24 protein-coding genes are annotated in these 20,958 nt (G+C 35.4%); 12 read left to right on the top strand and 12 right to left on the bottom strand.

Translation table 11 applies throughout. From position 1 onward, the window contains the following. Window positions 1-327: 327 nt before the first annotated feature. The 8 genes from FFM65_RS12195 to FFM65_RS09845 all read right to left on the bottom strand — a co-directional run bounded on the left by FFM65_RS12195 (window position 328) and on the right by FFM65_RS09845 (window position 8,304). On the bottom strand, window positions 328-471 hold the full coding sequence (locus FFM65_RS12195) for a hypothetical protein (protein ID WP_161936662.1): 144 nt from the start codon (window positions 469-471) through the stop codon (window positions 328-330). A gap of 414 nt (window positions 472-885) precedes the next feature. Next, window positions 886-1,812 (bottom strand): ABC transporter ATP-binding protein, encoded by a 927-nt coding sequence (locus FFM65_RS09875; protein WP_119318547.1) that lies wholly within the window; start codon window positions 1,810-1,812, stop codon window positions 886-888. Next, window positions 1,812-2,858: an ABC transporter ATP-binding protein gene (locus tag FFM65_RS09870; protein ID WP_119318548.1), complete on the bottom strand. Its 1,047-nt coding sequence runs from the start codon at window positions 2,856-2,858 to the stop codon at window positions 1,812-1,814. The genes FFM65_RS09875 and FFM65_RS09870 overlap by 1 nt, the downstream gene beginning before the upstream one ends. Window positions 2,859-2,874: 16 nt before the next feature. Then, the gene (locus FFM65_RS09865; RefSeq protein WP_119318549.1) at window positions 2,875-3,900 is read right to left on the bottom strand and encodes an ABC transporter permease; all 1,026 of its coding nucleotides are present in this window, start codon (window positions 3,898-3,900) and stop codon (window positions 2,875-2,877) included. After that, window positions 3,900-4,832, bottom strand: a complete 933-nt coding sequence (opp3b, locus tag FFM65_RS09860) for an oligopeptide ABC transporter permease (protein WP_010019019.1) — start codon at window positions 4,830-4,832, stop codon at window positions 3,900-3,902. Before opp3b ends, FFM65_RS09865 begins: the two co-directional genes overlap by 1 nt. Window positions 4,833-4,855: 23 nt before the next feature. Next, window positions 4,856-6,493, bottom strand: coding sequence for a peptide ABC transporter substrate-binding protein (locus FFM65_RS09855; protein ID WP_119318550.1), 1,638 nt, complete (start codon window positions 6,491-6,493; stop codon window positions 4,856-4,858). A gap of 140 nt (window positions 6,494-6,633) precedes the next feature. Continuing rightward, a complete protein-coding gene (hflX, locus tag FFM65_RS09850; RefSeq protein ID WP_119318551.1) occupies window positions 6,634-7,926 on the bottom strand; it encodes a GTPase HflX in 1,293 nt (430 codons plus the stop codon). A gap of 171 nt (window positions 7,927-8,097) precedes the next feature. Next, window positions 8,098-8,304 (bottom strand): hypothetical protein, encoded by a 207-nt coding sequence (locus FFM65_RS09845; protein WP_010019015.1) that lies wholly within the window; start codon window positions 8,302-8,304, stop codon window positions 8,098-8,100. 116 nt (window positions 8,305-8,420) lie between these two features. Between FFM65_RS09845 and FFM65_RS09840 the strand changes: the two genes are divergently transcribed. Continuing rightward, complete coding sequence (locus FFM65_RS09840) at window positions 8,421-8,771, top strand: hypothetical protein (RefSeq protein WP_119318552.1); 351 nt, start codon at window positions 8,421-8,423, stop codon at window positions 8,769-8,771. A gap of 14 nt (window positions 8,772-8,785) precedes the next feature. Here FFM65_RS09840 and FFM65_RS09835 read toward each other — a convergent pair whose 3' ends face one another. After that, the gene (locus FFM65_RS09835) at window positions 8,786-9,331 is read right to left on the bottom strand and encodes a hypothetical protein (RefSeq protein ID WP_137610114.1); all 546 of its coding nucleotides are present in this window, start codon (window positions 9,329-9,331) and stop codon (window positions 8,786-8,788) included. A gap of 235 nt (window positions 9,332-9,566) precedes the next feature. On the opposite strand from FFM65_RS09835, the gene FFM65_RS09830 reads away from it, so the two are divergent. The 9 genes from FFM65_RS09830 (at window position 9,567) to FFM65_RS09790 (ending at window position 14,931) form a co-directional block, all read left to right on the top strand. Then, entirely contained in the window at window positions 9,567-9,941 is a 375-nt protein-coding gene (locus FFM65_RS09830; RefSeq protein ID WP_119318554.1) for a GntR family transcriptional regulator, read from the top strand. Then, a complete protein-coding gene (locus tag FFM65_RS09825) occupies window positions 9,934-10,674 on the top strand; it encodes an ATP-binding cassette domain-containing protein (protein WP_119318555.1) in 741 nt (246 codons plus the stop codon). Before FFM65_RS09830 ends, FFM65_RS09825 begins: the two co-directional genes overlap by 8 nt. Further along, window positions 10,664-11,416 (top strand): hypothetical protein, encoded by a 753-nt coding sequence (locus FFM65_RS09820; RefSeq protein WP_162897976.1) that lies wholly within the window; start codon window positions 10,664-10,666, stop codon window positions 11,414-11,416. The genes FFM65_RS09825 and FFM65_RS09820 overlap by 11 nt, the downstream gene beginning before the upstream one ends. A 15-nt stretch (window positions 11,417-11,431) precedes the next feature. Beyond that, window positions 11,432-12,145 carry an ATP-binding cassette domain-containing protein gene (locus FFM65_RS09815; RefSeq protein WP_119318557.1) on the top strand — a complete coding sequence of 238 codons (714 nt, stop codon included), beginning with the start codon at window positions 11,432-11,434 and terminating at the stop codon, window positions 12,143-12,145. Continuing rightward, a complete protein-coding gene (locus FFM65_RS09810) occupies window positions 12,138-12,911 on the top strand; it encodes a hypothetical protein (protein WP_119318558.1) in 774 nt (257 codons plus the stop codon). Before FFM65_RS09815 ends, FFM65_RS09810 begins: the two co-directional genes overlap by 8 nt. 29 nt (window positions 12,912-12,940) lie before the next feature. Then, window positions 12,941-13,684: a hypothetical protein gene (locus FFM65_RS09805; protein ID WP_119318559.1), complete on the top strand. Its 744-nt coding sequence runs from the start codon at window positions 12,941-12,943 to the stop codon at window positions 13,682-13,684. 88 nt (window positions 13,685-13,772) lie between these two features. Continuing rightward, complete coding sequence (locus FFM65_RS09800) at window positions 13,773-13,961, top strand: hypothetical protein (protein ID WP_059074792.1); 189 nt, start codon at window positions 13,773-13,775, stop codon at window positions 13,959-13,961. A gap of 157 nt (window positions 13,962-14,118) precedes the next feature. Further along, a complete protein-coding gene (locus FFM65_RS09795; protein WP_119318560.1) occupies window positions 14,119-14,304 on the top strand; it encodes a hypothetical protein in 186 nt (61 codons plus the stop codon). A gap of 57 nt (window positions 14,305-14,361) precedes the next feature. Next, window positions 14,362-14,931 (top strand): hypothetical protein, encoded by a 570-nt coding sequence (locus tag FFM65_RS09790; RefSeq protein WP_119318561.1) that lies wholly within the window; start codon window positions 14,362-14,364, stop codon window positions 14,929-14,931. A gap of 314 nt (window positions 14,932-15,245) precedes the next feature. Here the strand turns inward: FFM65_RS09790 and lplA are convergent, their stop codons facing one another. Beyond that, window positions 15,246-16,268, bottom strand: coding sequence for a lipoate--protein ligase (lplA, locus tag FFM65_RS09785; RefSeq protein ID WP_119318562.1), 1,023 nt, complete (start codon window positions 16,266-16,268; stop codon window positions 15,246-15,248). 155 nt (window positions 16,269-16,423) lie between these two features. Here lplA and FFM65_RS09780 point away from each other — a divergent pair, with 155 nt between their 5' ends. Both FFM65_RS09780 and FFM65_RS09775 read left to right on the top strand, forming a co-directional pair. Further along, window positions 16,424-17,080, top strand: a complete 657-nt coding sequence (locus tag FFM65_RS09780; protein ID WP_119318563.1) for a histidine phosphatase family protein — start codon at window positions 16,424-16,426, stop codon at window positions 17,078-17,080. A gap of 116 nt (window positions 17,081-17,196) precedes the next feature. Continuing rightward, entirely contained in the window at window positions 17,197-18,066 is an 870-nt protein-coding gene (locus tag FFM65_RS09775) for an aldo/keto reductase (RefSeq protein ID WP_119318564.1), read from the top strand. 42 nt (window positions 18,067-18,108) lie between these two features. Here the strand turns inward: FFM65_RS09775 and FFM65_RS09770 are convergent, their stop codons facing one another. Together FFM65_RS09770 and FFM65_RS09765 are read right to left on the bottom strand one after the other, a co-directional pair. Continuing rightward, complete coding sequence (locus FFM65_RS09770) at window positions 18,109-19,041, bottom strand: DHH family phosphoesterase (protein ID WP_119318565.1); 933 nt, start codon at window positions 19,039-19,041, stop codon at window positions 18,109-18,111. An 80-nt stretch (window positions 19,042-19,121) separates the two neighbouring features. Continuing rightward, entirely contained in the window at window positions 19,122-20,561 is a 1,440-nt protein-coding gene (locus tag FFM65_RS09765) for an APC family permease (RefSeq protein WP_162897984.1), read from the bottom strand. Window positions 20,562-20,958: the final 397 nt, after the last annotated feature.

The following is a 20,958-nucleotide window of genomic DNA, read 5'->3' as shown; positions in this document are numbered from 1 at the left end:
CCGCTCGTAAGATATTATTTTCTTAGATAACTCACTTTACACATGAATAGAAATAAACCCCTATATAAATACTCTATTTTTAAAAAGTTTAATCCCCTTATAAACACATAGATAAAAAGCTTTTTCAAATATCTCCCCCCTAAAGATATAAAAAATTAATTTCCTAAAAAACAATTTGATATTTGTTCCCCGCAAATATCACAAAAAAGAAAACTCGTCGAAATGGCGAGTTTTTTGCTTTTTCAAGTTAAGTTAGTCTTAGAATGCTGTCACTATCAATCAGTTAGTATTTTTTTATATTTCAGTAATTTAAAATAAAAGTACTATCTAGTCCGGAATAGCGAAGAAAATTGGCTCAGATGTGAGATTATTCTTAGCAACTTGTTGCTTAGAATAAGACCGAGCTTGAAGACTTTGCCCGGTTCTGGGCTTAGCAAAGGCTCCAAGTCGTGTCCACATCGTTCCAGCCAAATTCTCTTCGCTATGGAGGACGGAATACCTACACTAATCGAGGTTTTCTACAATACTAAATGTCGATTTTTCTTCACAATTACTTACGATTTATTTCTCAAAAACCCAATTGTTACTTCATATTTGGCCGTTATTATATAAGCATAGTCAAGAAACAAGAGGTGACTCAATGACTATACAAGAAACATTTAAAATAGATAATTAAAAATTAAAACAAGATTTTTTCAATATATTTATCCTCCCCCTTAAATATATAGAATTTAAAAAGAAAGAAGAAATTGCTTATGACAAACGCAAATACAAAAGGAGCTAGCCAAATGGCTAGCTCCTTTCCTTATGTAAAATAATATTTGTTTGGTATTGGATTTGGATTTTGTCGAATAGATTAGGAAATGTCTGCACTCATTTTCTAATCTATTTTTGATACTTCTTAGCCTCTTCATTACTGCAATATAAGAAGTGGCCAGGTAATACTTCTTGAAGTCTTTGATCGTCTTTGAAAGGACTCTTGTGGTCGAAGTCGATTCTAGTACGTTTCTTCTCCACTTCTGGATCAGGGACGGGGATAGCTGATAAAAGACTTTGTGTGTAGGGGTGCAATGGATTGTTGTAAATTTCGTTGGATTCAGCTAATTCAACGATTTTACCACGGTACATAACAGCGATTCTGTCACTGATGTACTTAACCATGGAAAGATCATGGGCGATGAAGAGATAAGTTAGTCCTTGTTTCTTTTGAATATCTTGCATCAAGTTAACAACTTGGGCTTGGATAGAAACATCAAGGGCTGAGATAGGTTCATCGGCGATGATGAATTGAGGATCAACGGCCAAAGCACGGGCAATACCGATACGTTGACGTTGACCACCAGAGAACTCATATGGATAACGAGTCATATGTTCAGGGTTTAAGTTAACCATGTCGAGCAATTCACGGACTCTTTGGTCACGTTCCTCATCATTTTTAACTAAACCGTGGACATCAAGACCTTCAGCGATGATATCCTTAACTTTCATTCTTGGGTTTAATGAAGCATAAGGATCTTGGAAAATCATCTGCATTTCACGACGGAATTCCTTCATCTTGGTTCCATGAGCCTTGATAGTACTAATGTCTTGGCCATTGAAGAAAATGTGTCCATCAGTTGGATTGTAAAGTCTGATAATACTACGTCCAGTAGTACTCTTACCAGAACCAGATTCACCAACGAGGCCAAAAGTTTCACCTTTATAAATATCGAATGAAACGTCATCAACAGCTTTAACTTCGTTAGGCTTGCCAATGTTGAAATATTGTTTTAGATGTTTTACGGATACGATTACTTGTTTTTCATCTGCCATTATTTAGCATTGCCTCCTAACTTTTGGAATTTTTCAAAACGTTTTAAGATGCCGGCGGGTGGGGTAACCTTTGGTGCATCTGGATGTAGCAACCAAGTGGCTGCATAGTGAGTTTTAGAAACTTTGAAGAATGGTGGTTGCTCTTCTTCGTCAATTTCCAAAGCATATTTATTACGTGGAGCGAATGCATCGCCCTTTGGGGGATTCAAGAGGTTTGGTGGGGTACCAGGGATCGAATTCAAACGATCAGATTCGCTAGTGTCTAGAGTAGGCATGGAATCAAGTAAGCCCCAAGTATAAGGGTGTTGAGGATTGTAGAATACTTCGTTAACAGTTCCGTATTCAACGAAGCGTCCCGCATACATAACAGCTACACGGTCAGCAATACCAGCAACAACACCTAAATCGTGGGTAATGAAGATGATTGAAGTACCAATCTTTTGTTGCAATTCTTTTAGTAGATCGATGATTTGCGCTTGAACGGTAACATCAAGGGCTGTTGTAGGTTCATCAGCGATAAGAATTTCAGGATAATCAACGATAGCAATCGCAATAACGATACGTTGACGTTGACCACCAGAGAATTGGTGAGGGTAATCATTCATTCTAGCTTTAGGATTAGGGATACCAACCAAGCGAAGCACTTCTTCAGCACGTTGGAGGGCATCTTTTTTGGAAACGTTGTTGTGAATCAAAAGTGGTTCCGCAACTTGTTTACCGATTGTCATAGTAGGATCAAGTGAAGTCATGGGATCTTGGAAAATCATTGAAATTTTATTTCCACGGAGTTTATCCATGTCCTGATCACTTTTTTGAAGAAGGTCATCACCGTGATAGAGAACTTCTCCTTTAGAAATTTTGGCGTTAGAAGCCAATAATTGTAGAACGGCACGAACTGTAACGGACTTACCAGAGCCAGATTCACCAACAATAGCTAAGGTTTCACCGGCGTTTAAATGGAAGTTAACACCACGAATGGCATGGACAGTACCGTTATAGGTATCAAAGTCTACATGTAAATCTTTTACTTCTAGAATTTTTTCCATTTCGATTTCTCCTTAGTTAATGATCAGATGATTGTGGGTCAAAGGCATCACGTAGACCATCACCAAGAAGGTTAGTGGCAATCATGATAATACTCAAGATAATAGCCGGAGCCCACATTTGATAAGGTAAGAATCTGAAGGCTTTTTGACCATCTGATAAAAGTGTACCTAATGATGCGTTTGGTGCGGGAATACCAATACCAATGAAACTTAAGAAAGCTTCGAAGAAAATGGCATTCGGAATTGTAAACATTGTTTGAATAATAATTGTTGAAGATAGGTTAGGAATCAAGTGCTTTGTAGCAATCTTAGTTGATGATTCACCAAGTGTTCTAGCAGCTAAGATGTATTCTTGTTCCTTCAACTGGAAGGTCTGAGCACGTACCAGACGCGCCATTGTAACCCAACCAGTAATCGCAATCGCAATAACGATAGATGTTAGACCTGGTTTTAGAACGATCATCATCAAGATAACAACGATCAAGTTAGGGATTGATGAAACAATTTCAACGATACGTTGCATGAATGTATCAGTTTTGCCACCTTTCCAACCAGAAACGATACCATAAGGCACTCCGATTAGAAGATCAACTAATGTAGCAAGAACAGCAACGACTAGTGAAAGTCTAGTACCGTAGATGATTCTTGAAAGAAGATCACGGCCAAGGTAGTCAGTACCTAGAAGATAGAAAGCATCTTTAGGGGCACCAGCTTGCTTATAAGCATCAACCATGTGACCACCCATGTTTTGATAACCATTGAATCCAGGGATGTTCAATTGACCTAGTTTAGGAGGCAAGTTAGACATAGTAACTTGTTGAGCATTAGGATTGTGTGGTGCGATGATTGGGGCAAAGACAGAGATTAAAACGATAATTGATAACAAAGTTAAGCAGACAACGGCGACCTTGTTTTTGAACAAACGACGGCGAACATCTTGCATATAAGTTAGTGAAGGAGTACCAAGCTTTTCTTGCTCTTTGTTGTTATCATCATGAACTAATTTAAATTTTTCCTTAGGAATTTGAGGAATTTGTTCCATTATTCTTTACCTCCGTTTCCTAGTCTAATTCTTGGATCGATTAGTCCATAAAGGATATCGACGATCAAGTAAACTATGATTAATAAGAATGAATAGAAGATTGTAAGACCCATGATAGTAGGGTAATCATTTGTAGTAATTGATTTAACGAATTGTTCACCAATACCAGGAATTGAGAAGATATTCTCAACAACCATGGAACCAGTCATAACAGAAACAGCCATTGGACCGATGATAGTAACAACTGGAATCAATGAATTACGTAAAGCGTGCTTTGTAACAACTTTCCAGTTAGAGTTACCTTTTGATTTGGCTAATTCGATATAATCACTACTCAAAACGTCCACCATTTCGGTTCTCATGAAACGAGCAACAGTACCTAATGGCAATGCGGCTAGAGCAATTGTTGGAAGGACACTTGATTGGAAGTTGTCCCATAGAGCAACTGGGTAAATCTTCCATTTGTAGGCTAGGTAGAACTGAAGTAAAACGGCTAAAACGAAAGATGGAATTGATAGACCAAGAATTGAAACGAATGTTGCAAGTGTATCAACCCATGTGTTTTTACGAATAGCAGCAACGGCACCAAGCAAGATACCGAAGATAGTACCAACAATCATAGCTTGAGCACCAATTTGCATTGATGGAGCAAGTCTTTGACCGATTAATAATGTAACGGGTTCATTGTTGAATTGGAAGGAAGTACCAAGATTTCCTTGTAATAACCCACCAAGATAACGAACATATTGAACAAATACTGATTGATCCAATCCATATTGGGCTTTAACGATCTTCAATTGTTCCGCGGACATACGGTTCTGGTTAGAGAACGGTGTACCAGGAAGCATCTTCATCAGGAAGAAAGTTATTGTCGCAATAATGAAGAGGGTCAAGAATAAATAAAAAATTCTTCTGAGAATATATTTAGTCATTATTTAATCTCCCTCACCTTTAGTTATTTTTTGTAGACAGTGACAAGGTTGTAACTACCATTTGGTGTCATACGGTAATTCTTGACGTTAGTTCTAGTCAAGTTGGCTTGATATGCTTGATACAAAGGAACGACCCCTTCGTCATCGGCTAAAATCTTAGCTGCTTGAAGAAGGTCTTGCCATCTAGCATCTTCATCAGTAGCATCAGTTGTCTTAGATTTGTCGATCAATTCATCGTATTCTTTATTAGAATATTTACCATTATTTTGTGAGTTGGTTGTTGTGAATAGATCCAAGAATGTAACAGGATCAGGATAATCGGCATTCCAACCAGTAACAACGATATCGAATTGACCATTAGTTGATTTATCTAGACGAGACTTAAATGGAACGTTTTGAAGTGTGATCTTCAATCCAGGTAAGTTCTTTTCTAGTTGACCTTGAAGGTATTCGTTTTGTTTCTTGGCACCATCAGTATCATCACCTAGAAGGGTAAAGCTGAGATCTTTTTGACCAGTTTCTTTGATACCTTCCTTCCAAAGTTTCTTAGCTTCGGTTGGATTGTATTCAGTATATTTATTTGAAGATTGAAGCATCTTTTCCTTAGTGAAATCGACCTTAGTAGTAGGGTTGTATGACATGCCTACTGGAACCATTGTGTGTTCGATACCACCAGTCTTACCAAGAACGTTATTAGTTAATTGATCACGATTGATAGCCATTGAGATAGCTTGTCTGATCTTAGGATTCTTAAAGAATTTGTATTTCTTTTGGTTAAATTCAAGATAGAAGTTACCTGTTTGTTTATCCATTGAGAATGTCTTGTAGTTTGAAACTTGACGAGCAGTGTCACCACCAAGTTTTTCTAGACGGTTGATACGGTTAGTATCGTAAAGATTCAAACCAGTATTAGCATCCTTAACAACGTAATATTTTAATTTCTTTAATTTAACAGCCTTAGCGTTCCAGTATGAGTTGTTCTTAACTTCAGTCCAACTATTACTTGAAACAGACCAGTTAACTAGTTTGAAAGGTCCATTGAAGACCATTCCTTTACTCTTCAAACCATATTGTTTACCAGCTTTTTCTACTGCTGGTTTGTATTGTGGGTAGAAAGTAGAACTAGCCATCAAAGTATTAAAGTATGGAATGGCATCTTCCAAAGTAACTTGAAGTGTGTATTTATCCAAAGCTTTGATACCTAATGAATTTACAGGCTTTTTACCAGCACTGATCTTGTCAGCGTTTTTAATACCGGTATAAATATAGGCATATTGTGAAGCAGTCTTTGGATCAACGGTTCTTCTCCATGCATAAACGAAATCGTTAGCAGTTACGGGTTTGCCGTTTGACCACTTAGTATGTCTTAGATGGAAAGTATAAACCTTACCGCCATTAGTAGGTTTAACGACTTTCTTAGCTATGGCAGGTTGTAAATCTTTACCATCATATCTGTAAAGACCTTCCATAGTGTTAGTTAAATTTTGAGCTCCGATAACATCGGTGTTCATAGATGAATCCATTGTTGCAATAACATCACTAGAACTGATTGAGAGGGTATCTTTGTTGTCTTTTTCAGCGGAAGAACCACAGCCACTCAGAACTAATGCGAATAGAAATATCGGTAACAATGCAAGTAAATACTTCTTCTTGAATTTCATTGTTTAACCTCCCTAAAGTAATTATTCTTAGAATAAACTAATGAATATTAAAACACAATGCCCTTAATTAGAAAAATTCTAATGTTTATAAAATAATAATACATTATGGACAAAAATGCAAAAAAAAACAGAGAAATCTGTTATTCAGACATCTCTGCTTTGATATATTTATTAAACTTTTCTAATTCTGTGGGACTTAAATTAGCAGTAATCAAAGAACCATCATTCGTGAACTCTTTTTTGAGTACTTGAGAGGTTTGTAAAATTTCTTCCGTGATCTTTTGGTCGCTGTAAGGTATTAGTAAATCAGCCTTTTGGTAGTTATTGAAGATTTTTAATTTAATCAAATCAACTAATTTTTCGATCGATTCTTTATCAAGGGCTGAATAATAAATATTGTCGCCTTCGATAGTAGGGAATTGTTGACCTTCTTTTAGATCAGCTTTGTTAAAAGCGTAAATCATTGGCTTATCAGTCACGCCGATTTCTTTTAAAGTTTTTTCAGTAACGTCGATCATATTCTTCCAATGCTCATCACTGACATCGATAACTTGAATCAAGAGGTCAGCTGCTTGGGCTTCCTTCAAAGTGGTCTTGAAGGACTCAACTAAATTGTGAGGTAGCTTGCTAACAAAGCCGACTGTATCGGAAAGTAGAAAACTCGTATTGTCTTCCAAGTCGATTCGTCTAACGCTAGTATCCAAAGTGGCGAAAAGCATATTTTTTTCAAAAACCTTACGGTCTTGAGAATCTTCTTTGTTGAAATTCAACAATCCATTCATTGTCGTTGATTTACCAGCATTCGTATAACCAACTAAAGAAACTAATGGTAGAGAAGTATTAGTTCGACGTCTACTTTGAACGTTGATAGTCTTATCGACCGTTTTGAGTTCGTTACGTAAAGCGGTGATTCGTTTTCTAATAACTCGACGATCAAGTTCTAGTTTTGATTCACCAGCACCACGGTTAGCTAAACCACCAGAAGCAGATTGTTGATCCAAAGGATTGCCTGATGGATGAATTCGTGGCAACTGATATTGAAGTTTGGCAATTTCAACTTGCAACTTAGCTTGTTTAGTTTGAGCTCTAGTTGAGAATACTTGTAAGATTAATTCTGTTCGATCTATAAAGCTTAATTTAGTTTCTTTTTCAAGATTACGGATTTGAGAAGGTGTCAATTCGTCATTTAAAACGACAATTTGAACATCATCCGCATTGGCAATTTCCTTGATTTCGTGAACTTTACCAGAACCAAAGTAAGTAGCCCCGCTGACGGTATCGACATTTTGGATGATCGTATCAGCGACTTCCATATTGTTGGCTTCGACTAGTGAAGCGAGTTCTTGCATCGTATATTCAAAATCAGCTTGTAAATGGCTGACTCCGGCAATGATGACACGTGTTTTTTCAAAAGTTAAGTTAGATTCTTTCATGTTTCCTCCTGGTGGCACTAATTACCCCAGGGTAACAATGCCATTTTTTTATAAATTATTTGCAATGATATTAATTTTTGTACTCATGATGAAATACCATCCTTTCAGTAAACTGTTTAAATAATAACATGGAAGACCTTTTGAAGCTATATAATAGGTAGAAATAGCTTTTTACATTAAAGGATTGCGGTCGTTTTCTTTTTTGGGCTTTGGTTTGTGAAAGAGACTTAATAAGAAGAAGACTACTGCGGCAATGATGAAGATAGCATCAATCAAAAGCCAAGTTGATTCAGTTGAGTGATCGATAAAGATAATACCGACTACTAGCATGGCAACGCCATACCAAAAATTGATTGTTTTATAGAATTGTTTATTCATAATTTCTCCTGATAATTAATAAAATGTATACGTTTTATTATACACCAGACAATCGTACAAAAATGGTATCTATTCTAGTCGAAATCAGTTATATTAATATACGGGTGAAAATACAAATGGATAATTCAAAACAAAAATTATTGCTGTCGTTATTAGTTGAATTCGAGAAGTCTTTTAGCAAACAAATTAATGAATCAGTAATTAATCAAGAAATTGAGCAGCTAGTAACCAACTCAGTTCAAGAACTTTCCAATAAACAATATCGTGGTTCACTCTTTGACAAGCGAGTTAACGAATTGATCAAATCTGTTAACCATGCTAAAAGTGATGAACATTTGATTTTTAATGATTATTCGAGACGTTTGTGGGAACAAATTTCTCAGATTTCTCAACGAACGACTAGTTTCGAGACAGCTTATTCTTTAATAGATATTCTTAATTCAAAAAATGCTTCCCTACGATTGTAGGAGAAGCATTTTTTTCATTCTTGGATAAATTTGAGATTTTCTTCCGATAAATTAACTTTCGAAGTTTTGAATTCGTTTAAAAATAATCTTAATTTGGCGAGGGTAGTTTGTGGATGTGTGAAGTAGTCTTTGGAAATATCTAAATTAATTTTAGTCTTATCGTTTAAAATGAGTTGAATCTTGACGGGATTATTGATCATCAAGAATAATCCATACATCAAACTACCTTCTTCGGCCGCAATGAATTGAGCGGTTAGATTGGTATAAGTTGGTGGTAAACCAGTAATAGTTATCTCCTTGATTTTAGCTTTATCGATTACCTTCATCGGCAATTTAGTAGGTAATACCATGGCAATGACACGATTAGTAGTTTTATCGATATCGCTATAACGGATAAATTTTGGACTGGATTCCCAATAATTGAAGATTGTCGGTAGAAAAAGGAGATAATGTCCGAGAAACATGACACTAAACATGATGATTCCAACTTCGACACCAAGTATTAGTGAAATATTGGAGCCAAATAAAATCCCAACCGTTAGTCCCGTAAATAAGCTCAAATTTAGCGGTCGGTAATTGACTTTTTTTCCGAATTTTAACATGATACATCAGTCTTTTCTATGTATCCATTCCCAATTTCAATGTTAATATAGCATGATTTTTGTTGGATGTTATAAAAATATCGTGGACAAATCGTACTAGAAAATAAATAAAAGTAATCGACAGCAATCGATTGCTTTTTTGTTTGCTCTGTTATACTGTATTAGTGTACTAGAACAGTGAGAAGGTGAAAAGATGGAATATATCGACAGCATACCAATTTATTTACAGATCAAGGATATTTTGTATCGCAAGATTATCAGTAATGAGTATGAACTAGGGTCACAGCTTCCTTCTGTTAGACAGTTGGCAGTTCAATTTTCTGCAAATACTAATACCGTTCAAAAATCACTTAAAGAGATGATGGAAGAAAAAGTCATTACTCCGCAACGTGGTAAAGGTAATTTTGTAACTGAGGATGAACAGATTGTGAACGAATTAAGAAAACACATTGTTAATGAAATGTTTGATGCAACATATAATAAATTGCATTCATTAAATATGAACGACCAAGAAATCATTGATAGCTTTAAAAACTATGTCAAACAAAAGGATGAGGGCGATGAGTAAGGTACTAGAAATTAAAGATCTTCGATATAAGAAGAATCATAAAGTTATTTTAGACAAGGTCAATTTAAGTTTAGACAACGGAAAAATTGTCGGCTTACTCGGAGCTAATGGAGCTGGTAAAACAACTTTGATGCGGTTGATTGTTGGCTTGAATGCTAAGACATCAGGTCAGATCAACGTTGCAGGAATTGACAGTAAAGAAGCCATTAAGTCTTGTGTTAGTACGACTTATTCACTCAAGAGTGCCTTTAAAGATGTTTTTGCTGGAAGTTGGTTTGAACGCAATCGTGTCAGAGACATTGTTAAATTTTATCAGACTGTTTATCCGGATTTTTCTTTAGAGAGATATCAAGAGATGGCTGATTTCTTAGCTATTGATGATAGACAAAACTTAAAAAAATTATCGACCGGTGAAACTGAAAAATTAACGATTGCTTTAACATTAGCACGTCAGGTTCCACTTTATTTATTGGATGAACCATTGAATGGAATCGACATTATGACACGGAAAAAGATTATAAAGAGCATTATTCAATGGAAAAACGACGATGCCACGATGATAATTAGTTCGCATTATGTTAAAGAAATTGCCGCTTTATTGGATGATGTGATTATTATTAAGGATCAAACTATTTATGAAGTAGATTCAGTTGAAGAAATTCAAGTTAAATATCACTTGGGTATTGAAGCTTACTATGAACAAGTTTACGAAGGGAGTACAGATGATGAGTAGTATTAGCCGAGTTAATAAAGACTTATTCCATCAACGTGGAAAAATAATCTCATTGATTTTAGGTTTTCATGCGCTAGCCATATTATTGATGATTTTTTACAAGAAAATTTTCAATATTACTGACCCAACGAGTTTGACTGGTGGCGTCCTTATGGCTGTTATCATCGGTGTAGTCTTTTTGGTAATGTCGGTCATTAATATTTTTGATAGCAGCAAGTATCGGTTGATTCCTATTAGTGACAAAGGACTTTATTTCAGCAATTTTTTGTCAGCCTTTTTCGCCGTAATTTATTTACTAGTTGGTGAGGCAATTGTTTATTTTGGTGCTTATGCGATTTTCCCAAATCCGTATGACCAAATTATGATTAAAGATTTCAGCGCTGGCCAATATTGGTTCAAATTTGAAGTAGTCGCAGCAATTATTTTAGGAATCATGTTGATTTTAGTTGGTAGTGTCGTAATTCGTTTGTTAGTTTCCCTAATAGGTGATTTTTTGCCAATTAAAAAACAAACTTTTGCAACAATAATTTTAACTTTGATCGTGATCTGGGCCGTTATGGTATCGTTCAATGCTATTACTGCCAACACTTCGATTCTTCTAGGGATAAGAGAAGTTACTACTAGTTTCAGCAGTGTCGTGAGAATGCTCAATATGAGTTTACTGATATTAGTAGCTTGGAATGTTGTTTTGACATTTCTGAATTTATATCTATTGAATAGATGGTCAGAAGCAACTAAGTAAAAAGGAGGAGATAAAATGACAGAATTACTTAAGATAAACAATTTAACGTACAAGAAAAACTACAAGACTATTTTAGATAATATCAACTTATCAATTGTCAGTGGAAAAATTATCGGACTCCTAGGAGAAAATGGAGCTGGTAAAACGACCTTAATGAGATTGATTGCAGGCGTTAATTCCATTAAAGAAGGCGTTATAACGGTAGATGGTAAAACTAAGAAGGCTAATATTAAGAAAAATGTCAGTTTGAGCGATGAATTAGGTGGTTTCAATCGCAATACTAAAATAGATGAGATCGTTAGCTTTTACCAAAATGTTTATCCTGATTTTTCAATGGAAAAGTATCAAGAAATTGCTCAGTATTTGGAATTGGATGAATCAAAACGATTATCTAGTCTTTCAACCGGGACTCTAGGTAAGTTAGTAATTGCTTTAGCTTTAGCACGAGATACGAAATTGTATTTGTTAGATGAACCGATGAGTGGAATCGATAGTATGTCCCGCAAAAAGATCATTAGTAGTATTATTCGTTGGAAGTCGGATGATTCTACAATCATTATTAGTGATCACTACGTGACAGAAATTGCTAGTTTGTTGGATGACATCGTAATTATTAAAGACAAGACGGTTTATGAAATGCGTTCAGTCGAATCGATTCAAGAAAAGTATCACTTAGGTGTCGAAGAGTATTACGAAAAAGTCTACGAAGGAGGTTTACCTAATGAATGATTTCGCTGGTTTAAGTAAAAATTTAATTCGAGAAAAGTGGCGATTGATGAATTGGATCGTTGGAATTGATATTTTGGCTTTAATCGTCATGTTTGTTATGCGACTTATCGCTAGTGGTTTTAATACCACAATCGATTTTTTCTTTGAAACATTTATTATTAGTGTCACAATCGTCAATTTTGTTAGTTTTATCATGTTGTCACGCAAAAATGAACATATATTTACAAGTAACAACTATCGCTTGATACCAGTTACTGATACGACCTTATATATAAGCAATTTGCTTACGACTTTTGTAGCTTTTATCTATCTACAAATTTTAGAGGCCATTATTGCGGTCATTTTATATGCAATTGGCAATTTTGGCAGTATCGATCCAAGTGGTTTTACTAATTCTAATATTGGAATGGGATTAACTTTTGGGGTAATAATTTTTATGATTTTAACAGCCTTAGTTATGTGGAGTGGAATTACTTTGGTTCATTTTATAATCAGTTGGATCAAAGAATTTTTACCATTTAAATCGCAAAAGTTTGTGACCTTTATTCTTTATCTAGTAGTAATTTGGGCTGCATCGGTGATTTTTGATATTGCAACAGGTTACGTTTATCGCTTGATTTATACAACAGGATACATGGGAGCACAGACGCTTTCACAATTTAGTAATGCTATTTGGATTACTTCAGGAATTATGTTTGTTTGGTTAGTGATTTTTAGTTTTATCAATATTTATTTAATGAAACGCTGGGTAGAAACAATCCGTTAATAACAATATGACTATGGGATGGTTTTATTATGTACAACGTGAGTAAAGATTTACTTAGAAACAAATTCAAACGCATTGCCTTGATCTTAGGCTGGAATTTTCTATTAATTTTATCCGTTATAACGATTGACTATTTAAAAATAAGCTTCAATTCGTCGTATAAAACGGTATTTTTGATTGCACTGTCGGCAGGGTTTTACCTATGGAGTGTGGTCAGTTTAATTAAATTCAGTCGACAAGTTTTGAATAACAATAAATATCGCTTGATTCCGCTTAGTGATAAGAAGTTATTCTTCAGTGATTTTTTAACATCTTTGATTGCTTATATCACTTATTGCTTAGTTTCAAGTGGAATGTTGCTGATTTCACTTTATTATTACATGGGAAAGACTTCCTTCTTGCGAGTGATCATCGATGGTAATATGCAAACAGAATTATTGTTGAAAGATTTAGCAATATTTTTCTTAGGAACTGTTTTGATTTTGGTCGGCAGTACTTTGATTCATCTAACAATGGGGTGTTTGGAAAGTATTTTGCCCTTTAAAAATCAAAAAGCTTTCAAAATAATGTTTAACTGCTTCATGGTGGCAATTACCGCTGGAATCAGTTATTTGAGCTTAATCGAAATGTCAGCTGTTAGTATGTATCGATTCATAAAGGTACCAACTAATTTATTTACTAATCTTTGTTTGGTTGAAGGTTTTATCGTTATAACGGTTGTGCTTATCGACTTATATTTGTTAGAGAACTTATCAGAGACAACTCGTTCATGATGAAAAATCGCTGATTCAGGATAAACTTGGCATAAAAAAGTAATTTTCAACTAAACTAAGAATAAAGACGGAGTAAAGAAGGGATTGTGTGAGCTTCAATCGTGATTTTTACAAAGTAAAATATTTTTGGATCGGCATTTTAGGATTATCTTTCTTGTTGAAGTTTCCTTGGGAAGACGTCTGCAGCATAAAAGGTATCGCATTCTTAATTATTGTCGTAACGGGACTAGTTTCGGTAGTGAGTTCGGTGTTTAACTTTTCTAAGTATTTTTCTTAGGTGTTAATACGCCGTCGTCCGTAAAAGTCCTGTGATTGGCTGGAACATAGCCGACACGATTTTGAGCTTTTGCATGGCCCCAAAGACGCAAAATCTCAAACCTTTTTCTTTTACTCGATAGTGACATATCATTGAGTTAAAAGGTGGTGCGCTTATAATGACTGAATTAATTGGAATAATCGTAATTATTATGGGAATTTATCAAATTTATGTTGGACGGAAAACTTACAATAACATCAAAGAAAAAGTAAAAAATCCTCAACCATACGTATTTATGGGTGTCTACTTCTCTTTAATTATGGGCATAATCTTTCTTGTCGTAGGAGCATTCCTGATTAAGTAAGCGCTATATACTAAAAAATGGTATTCTTAAAGGAATGAAATTTTTTAGAGGTATATTATGAATTTAGAATTTGGACGAAAAGTCAGTTACAAACCGTTATTAGTCATTGTGGCGGTCAGTTTAATAATTGGGATTTTAATTTATACTTTTTCTAACAGTATTATGATTGCTGGGGCGTTTGCAATTTTGTGTTTAATCATTGGACCATTTTTGTATTCGATCAATCTTAATGACAATTATGGCTATTGGGAAGTTACTGATAAAGGAATTTATTTTTACGATTACAGTACGTTGGATCGTAAGTTATCAGCCATTATCGTGCCAGCAAAAACTAACCAAGAATTCTTGGAATTTTCTCGAATTGCCAAGGTTTCACTAGTTAGTGGCGAAGGAATTAAGGTTCCTGAAAATATTGTTGGTGGAGTATTCTTTAATGTTTACGCGCCACAAAAGTTACTAATCAATTTGGCGACGCCATTTTATATTGAATTAAAAACAACAGATGGATTTGAAATAATTTTGGACTTGTCGATGGATGCTACAGAAGATGAAAAAATCGAGCAAGCTTTGAAACAAATCACTTCTAAATCGGGGCGAGATGTAGAGTTACTTGAACAAACCGTATAAGAAAAGCTATTCAGTTTTCACAGTTTTTTTTCTCGATTTCGATTAGTAATATTCCGTCCTCCATAACAAAGCAAATTTGGCTGGAACAATGTGGCACGACTTGGAGCCTTTGCTATTCCAGACTAGATAGTGCTTTTATGATTTTTAATCATCAATCAAATAAGCATCTACTCAGATAATAGTTAATCGACTATATCTGAATAGATGCTTATTTTGTTTTTGTATTAATTTGAATAAAACTAGGATTTGTCGGAAGACGTCATCTAACGGTAACCTAATTTAAGAAAGAACCTTTTACAACTGAATGGCTTTTTTTACGATAATAATAAATCTACTAGTGGTTCTGGTTCGATGTTACCGAGATTATTCTTCAAATCAACCTTCGATAGAGCTTCGACTAAAGCTGATTTTTCAAACTTAACTCCAAGTAAGGCTTTTTCAATTAAATTGACATCGCCGCCTGTGATGAAATCTCCGTAGATTTTAACATCGGAGATTTTTTCATCTTTGAGTGAGAAGTTGAAGGCAACTGTTCCGATATCGAAGTGTTTGGAAACGTAATTAGTGAAACCAGGGTTCTTACCGTAATTCCAAGCGTCAGTATCATACTTGTCTTTCAAACGAGAGTCGATGATATCCCAATCATGATCAGTTAGTTTGTAAGTTTTGATGTCGGATAATTTGTCGACCTTGAAAATATGCTTCAATAATTCATCCTTAAATTGAACCGGATCCATGCTGCGATAAGGTTCATCCAAGTAAGATTTGATATTAGTGATCCGTTTGTTGACAGATTTAACACCTTTTGATTCAAGTTTATCCTTTTCAGGTGTCAAAACTTTACTGGCAGTGTCCATGTCGAGATCAAACATCAAGGTTCCACCAGCTGCAAAAGAATCGCCAACTTTAAACATCGTCATACCAGAAAACTTTTTGCCGTCGATGACGATATCGTTTCGACCATGCATTTGGGCATCAGTAGCACCCATTTCATGTAAGGCATCGAGAATTGGTTTAGCAAAGTAGTCATATTCACCGAAGTGTTCATCGTTACCAATAACGATATTTTCGAAGATGAAGTTGCCGTAATCGTGGTAGACAGCACCTCCACCAGATGTTCTTCTCACTAATTGGATGTTCTTTTCTTTGAGATAGGGGAAGTTAACTTCGGCATAAGCGTTTTGATGCACGCCAATGATGACGGAAGGATTATTCACGTATAAAATCAAACCGTGTCCTGGTAGCCGTAAGTCGTTGACTAAATAATTATCTAATGATTGATTCACAATGGCATTGTAAACTGGTTTGCCATTTCTTGAGGTATCAATAAAAAACATTTTCTTCACTCCTTCTTATTTATGCTTTTATTGTAAGCCTTTACTTATAATAGAAGAAAGTCGATTAAGCAGATAAATTTTAGAAAATTGAGTTTTATCAGTTGCAAGATTACAATAGTTTCTAAAGTAAACGTTTTTATTAAGGGAGTGATCGATTGGATATTTACTTTATACGTAGTGGTGAAACTTTTTTCAATTATTTAGACAAAATGCAAGGTTGGTCGGATACTCCTTTAACTGATAATGGTCACAAGGATTCCTATCAAATGGGGCGAACTCTAGTTAATTTAGGTGAAACTTCTGAAAATATTTATTGCAGCGATACGAATCGTTCGATCCAAACGGTAACAGAATTAAATAATGGACTGAAGGCCGCTGGTGGTAAAACTTTGAATATGATAACAATGCCAGAGTTGCGTGAACAATTTTATGGTAGCTTTGAAGGACAATCTAAAAAAGAAGTTTATAAGAAAATTGCCGGCAAAACAGTCGAAGAAACTTTGGATGAAATGAATGCAAATCAAATGCAGGATAAATTGGCAAAGCTTGATCCTAAGCATCTGGCTGAAAATAGCAAAGAATTTTGGGATCGTTTTGGCAAAGGCATTGAAAAAATATTAGCAGTCGAAACAAAGCCAGTTATCGTGGTAACGCATAGTGCAATTTTGACAGCAATGGTCAATATGAATGCTCCATTCTTATTAAGTCAGGTGGAATCAGACAATTTGTCGTTAACTAAAGTTCATTTTGACGGTAAAAAATTTGAACCAAAAATTGTTTATTATAATGAAAAAGTTGAACAAAATCTGTAAAGCAGTCATTTGAATGGCTGTTTTTTTGTATAGTTCAAATGTTTGTTTATTTTTCCAAAAAAGATTACGGTTTACTTTGCAATGGGATACTAATCTCCTTGTGGAAGGTTGATTTAATGGTAAAAAATAGCGTTGAAAATGCAGGAAAATTTGAATTCGATAAAGATTTTGTCGTTAACCGTTTAGGATACGGGACGATGCAATTGACAGGCAAGGGCGTCTGGGGGGCTTATAAAGATCCTCAACAAGCCGTTGATTTGATCAAGAATGCTTTTGATTTGGGCGTTAATTTTGTTGATACAGCCGATTCTTATGGACCTTGGGAAGCCGATACTTATTTAGCCCAAGCTTTAAAGGAATATCCTGATTCTGATAAAATCTTTATTTCTGATAAAGTAGGACAGGTTCGGACTGGTCCTAATGAATGGATACCACTAGGTAGACCTGAATTTCTACGTCAAGAAGTGGAATTATCTCTCCGTAAATTTGGTCGTGATCATGAAGATTTGTTGTTCTTGCACAGAATTGACTCACAAGTTCCGATTGAGGATCAAGTTGGTGAATTAAAGAAGTTACAAGACGAGGGTAAAATCAAGCATATTGGAATTAGTCAAGTAACGCTCGATGAATTAAAGGCTGCTCAAAAGATAGCTAAGATTGATGCAGTTGAAAATATGTATAACGTTGGTCACCATAAAGATGACGATGCAATTGTTGATTATACTAAAGAACAAAAAATAGCCTTCTTGCCTTGGTTCCCATTGGATACGGGTCATTTAGCAAAAGATGATGGTCCTTTGGCAGATATTGCTAAGAAATACAATGCTAGTCCTGCTCAAATAGCTCTAGCTTGGTTGTTGAAACGTTCTGACAATATCATTCCAATTCCTGGAACTAGTTCATTGGCTCATCTAAAAGATAATTTGGAATCAGCAGATGTTTCATTAAGTGATTCCGACTTCGAAAAATTATCATCATTAGAATAGTAAATAAAAAACGCAAAAACCAATTTTGGCTTTTGCGTTTTTCTATTTATTTAAGTTATCCATATCTTTAATTAAGGCTTTGACTTCATCCATACTACCGACATAAACGCCACTAGCTAAAGGATGACCACCACCACCAAATTTCTCAGCTACACCATTGATAGAGACATTCTTGGAACGAAGATTAACTCTAAAACGATTGAGATCTTTTTCACTGACGACGATCCAATTATTGACGTTTTTGATGCGTCCAATCAAAGGAACAACGTGGTCTAATTCACCATCGTCTAAATCAAATTTTTCCAGTTCGTTTTTTCTAATAATGATATAACCGAAGCCGGAATCTGTTACTTGGAAATTGTCTAGAATGTAAGCCTCTAAGCGTGCTACTCGCATTGACATTTCGTCTTCATGCAAACTTATTTCCGAAATATTGATGCCAGTTTTGGCCAATTTAGCAGCCACTTCTAATGTTTTATAAGTTGTTCCAGCATATAGGAAGCGGTTTGTATCTCCAACCATACCAGCATAAAGATTATAGGCAGCTGATTTGGAAATCTTAAGATTGGCAACTTTTTCAGTTAATTCATAAATCATTTCGGCGCAACTGGCTGAAGTATCATCGACCCAATTGATATCACCGAAAGCATCAACATTAGGATGGTGATCAATTTTGATGATTTTATCAGCTTTTTTGTAATCGCCATTGTTATCAATTCGTCTGGCATTAGCTGTATCAACGGCAATAACAAGCGAATTTTGATAAGTTTTGCTATCAACTTGCTGCATCTTGCCAATCCAGTCAAGAACGGACAAATCAATTCCAGCAATATAAATGTTCTTCCGAGGATAAGCTTCTCTCAGGATATTCGCTAGGGCTGTTTGTGACCCGACGGCATCTGGATCTGGATTTTGATGTCTGAGAATAATAATCGTATCGTAATGCTCGATATTTTTCATAATTTCATCAATCATAATAACTCTCCTCAGAATATAGATTTATTTATAACACTACCAAATTAACCTTTATCGACTGAATAAGTCAATCAGAAACTCTAGTTAAGTTCTTTATTTCTTTGGTGTCTAGCAATCAATGGCAAAATGATACCAATAGCAATCATAATTAATGGTTCAACGATATTTAAAGTTAAAACGTGTGACCAAGCAGAAGTTCCTGGTGTTTCATCAGTTGGGAAGATACCTAAAGTAGCAGCTCCGAAAGTGATAGCAAAACACCAAGCACCAACTAAAATAGCTAAATATTTATTTTTGATATAAACAAAATCAGATTGGAAACGATCTTCGTGTAATCTAACTAGGATAAAGGAACTAAATAAGAAACAAGTCGTATATGGCGAAACGATACCATTTAGGTTTAGTAATTGGTTAAAGATTGAATTCATGTTAGGCAAAGTAGCACTCAAAACCATGATAAGTGTACAAATACCAGTAGTTAACCAGTAACCATTGATAGGTAGGCCACGTTTATCTAATTTTGTTAGACCCTTTGGTAAATATTCCTTAGCTGTATCAGATAAGAACATTCTCGTTCCGGCATCCAATAGCACGGCCAATTGAGCCATCATGTAAAGTGCTTGTGTTAAAGCAAATAAGTATAGGAAGAATTGTCCCATACCGAATTCTTGTCCCATGTATTGGAAAGCATAGTAAGAACCGTTCATCTTCAAATCATTTGGCAAGTGGTGAGCGTTAAAGAAAACACCTAGAGCAAATGAACCTAGAACAGTTAAGAATCCAGTCATAATGGCTAGCATCCACATAGCTTTAGGGAAATCACGCTTACCATTTTTCATTTCAGTAACGTATGGAGCCGCAAATTCAGAACCATTCATAGCAAAGATAACTAGTCCAAAGGTAGATAGATAATGCATATCGAACTTAGGAATAAATGACTTCAAAGTAAATGGTTGAGTATGTGGCATGTTGCCTTGTCCAAGATAAGCAATCATCATGACAACATAAAGAATTGACACGATGAACATGGCACCACCACCGATGATACTCAAAATCTGTAGTGAATTTCTTAAATGATGTTGAATAAAAATAAAGATCGTAAAAATAACCGCTGTCAATAAGGCGAACATTGAATTGCTCATCTTATCAGACATTGAACCGTTACCGTTGATCAACCAACCAAATGAAATCAAAGTTGAATTGGCAACATCAACAATATAAGGCAAACTGGACACCCAAACGGTCCAAGCACAAATGTAACCCCAAAGATTACCACCAGTGGCACGGACCCAAGAAGTGATCCCACCACCTTCTTCATCAAAAGTTGAACCTAGATGACCGACCATCATCTCATAAGGAACAACGAATAAAAATAACATTAAAATCCAAGTAAAAACAATTCCCAAACCTTGGTTATGGAAGTTGTAGACAATATCATCGAAACCAATAACGGTAACGAAGTCCATTAGAGCAACAACAGGCCAGCTAATGTATGACTTTTTCGAGTCTAATTCTGGCATTTTCTTCCCCATTGGAAATACACCCCTTTTTTGTGATTCTTTCTTAATTTGGTTAAGCATTCCGTCCTCCATAGCGAAGAAAATTTGGCTGGAACAATGTGGGCACGACTTGGAGCCTTTGCTAAGCCCAAAACCGGGCAAAGTCTTCAAGCTCGGCCTTTCACTAGGCAATAAATTGCCAAGTGAAATTTCACATTTGAGCCAATTTTCTTCGCTATTCCGGACTAGATAGTGGTTCTATTATTTTTCCCTTAATTATTGAAATAAAAAAGGGAAGGTGTTATCTAGTCTGGAGCACAAGTTCTGTGATGGCTCAGCCGCCAGATTCTTGTTAGTGCTTTAGCACTTACAAGAAGGCCTAGTTTTGAGATTTTGCGTCTTTAGGGCCATGCAAAAG

Source organism: Companilactobacillus formosensis (assembly GCF_005405305.1).
Classification (GTDB): domain Bacteria; phylum Bacillota; class Bacilli; order Lactobacillales; family Lactobacillaceae; genus Companilactobacillus; species Companilactobacillus formosensis.
Note: the sequence above shows the minus strand (reverse complement) of the source record. Positions and strands in the feature narration are given on the sequence as shown.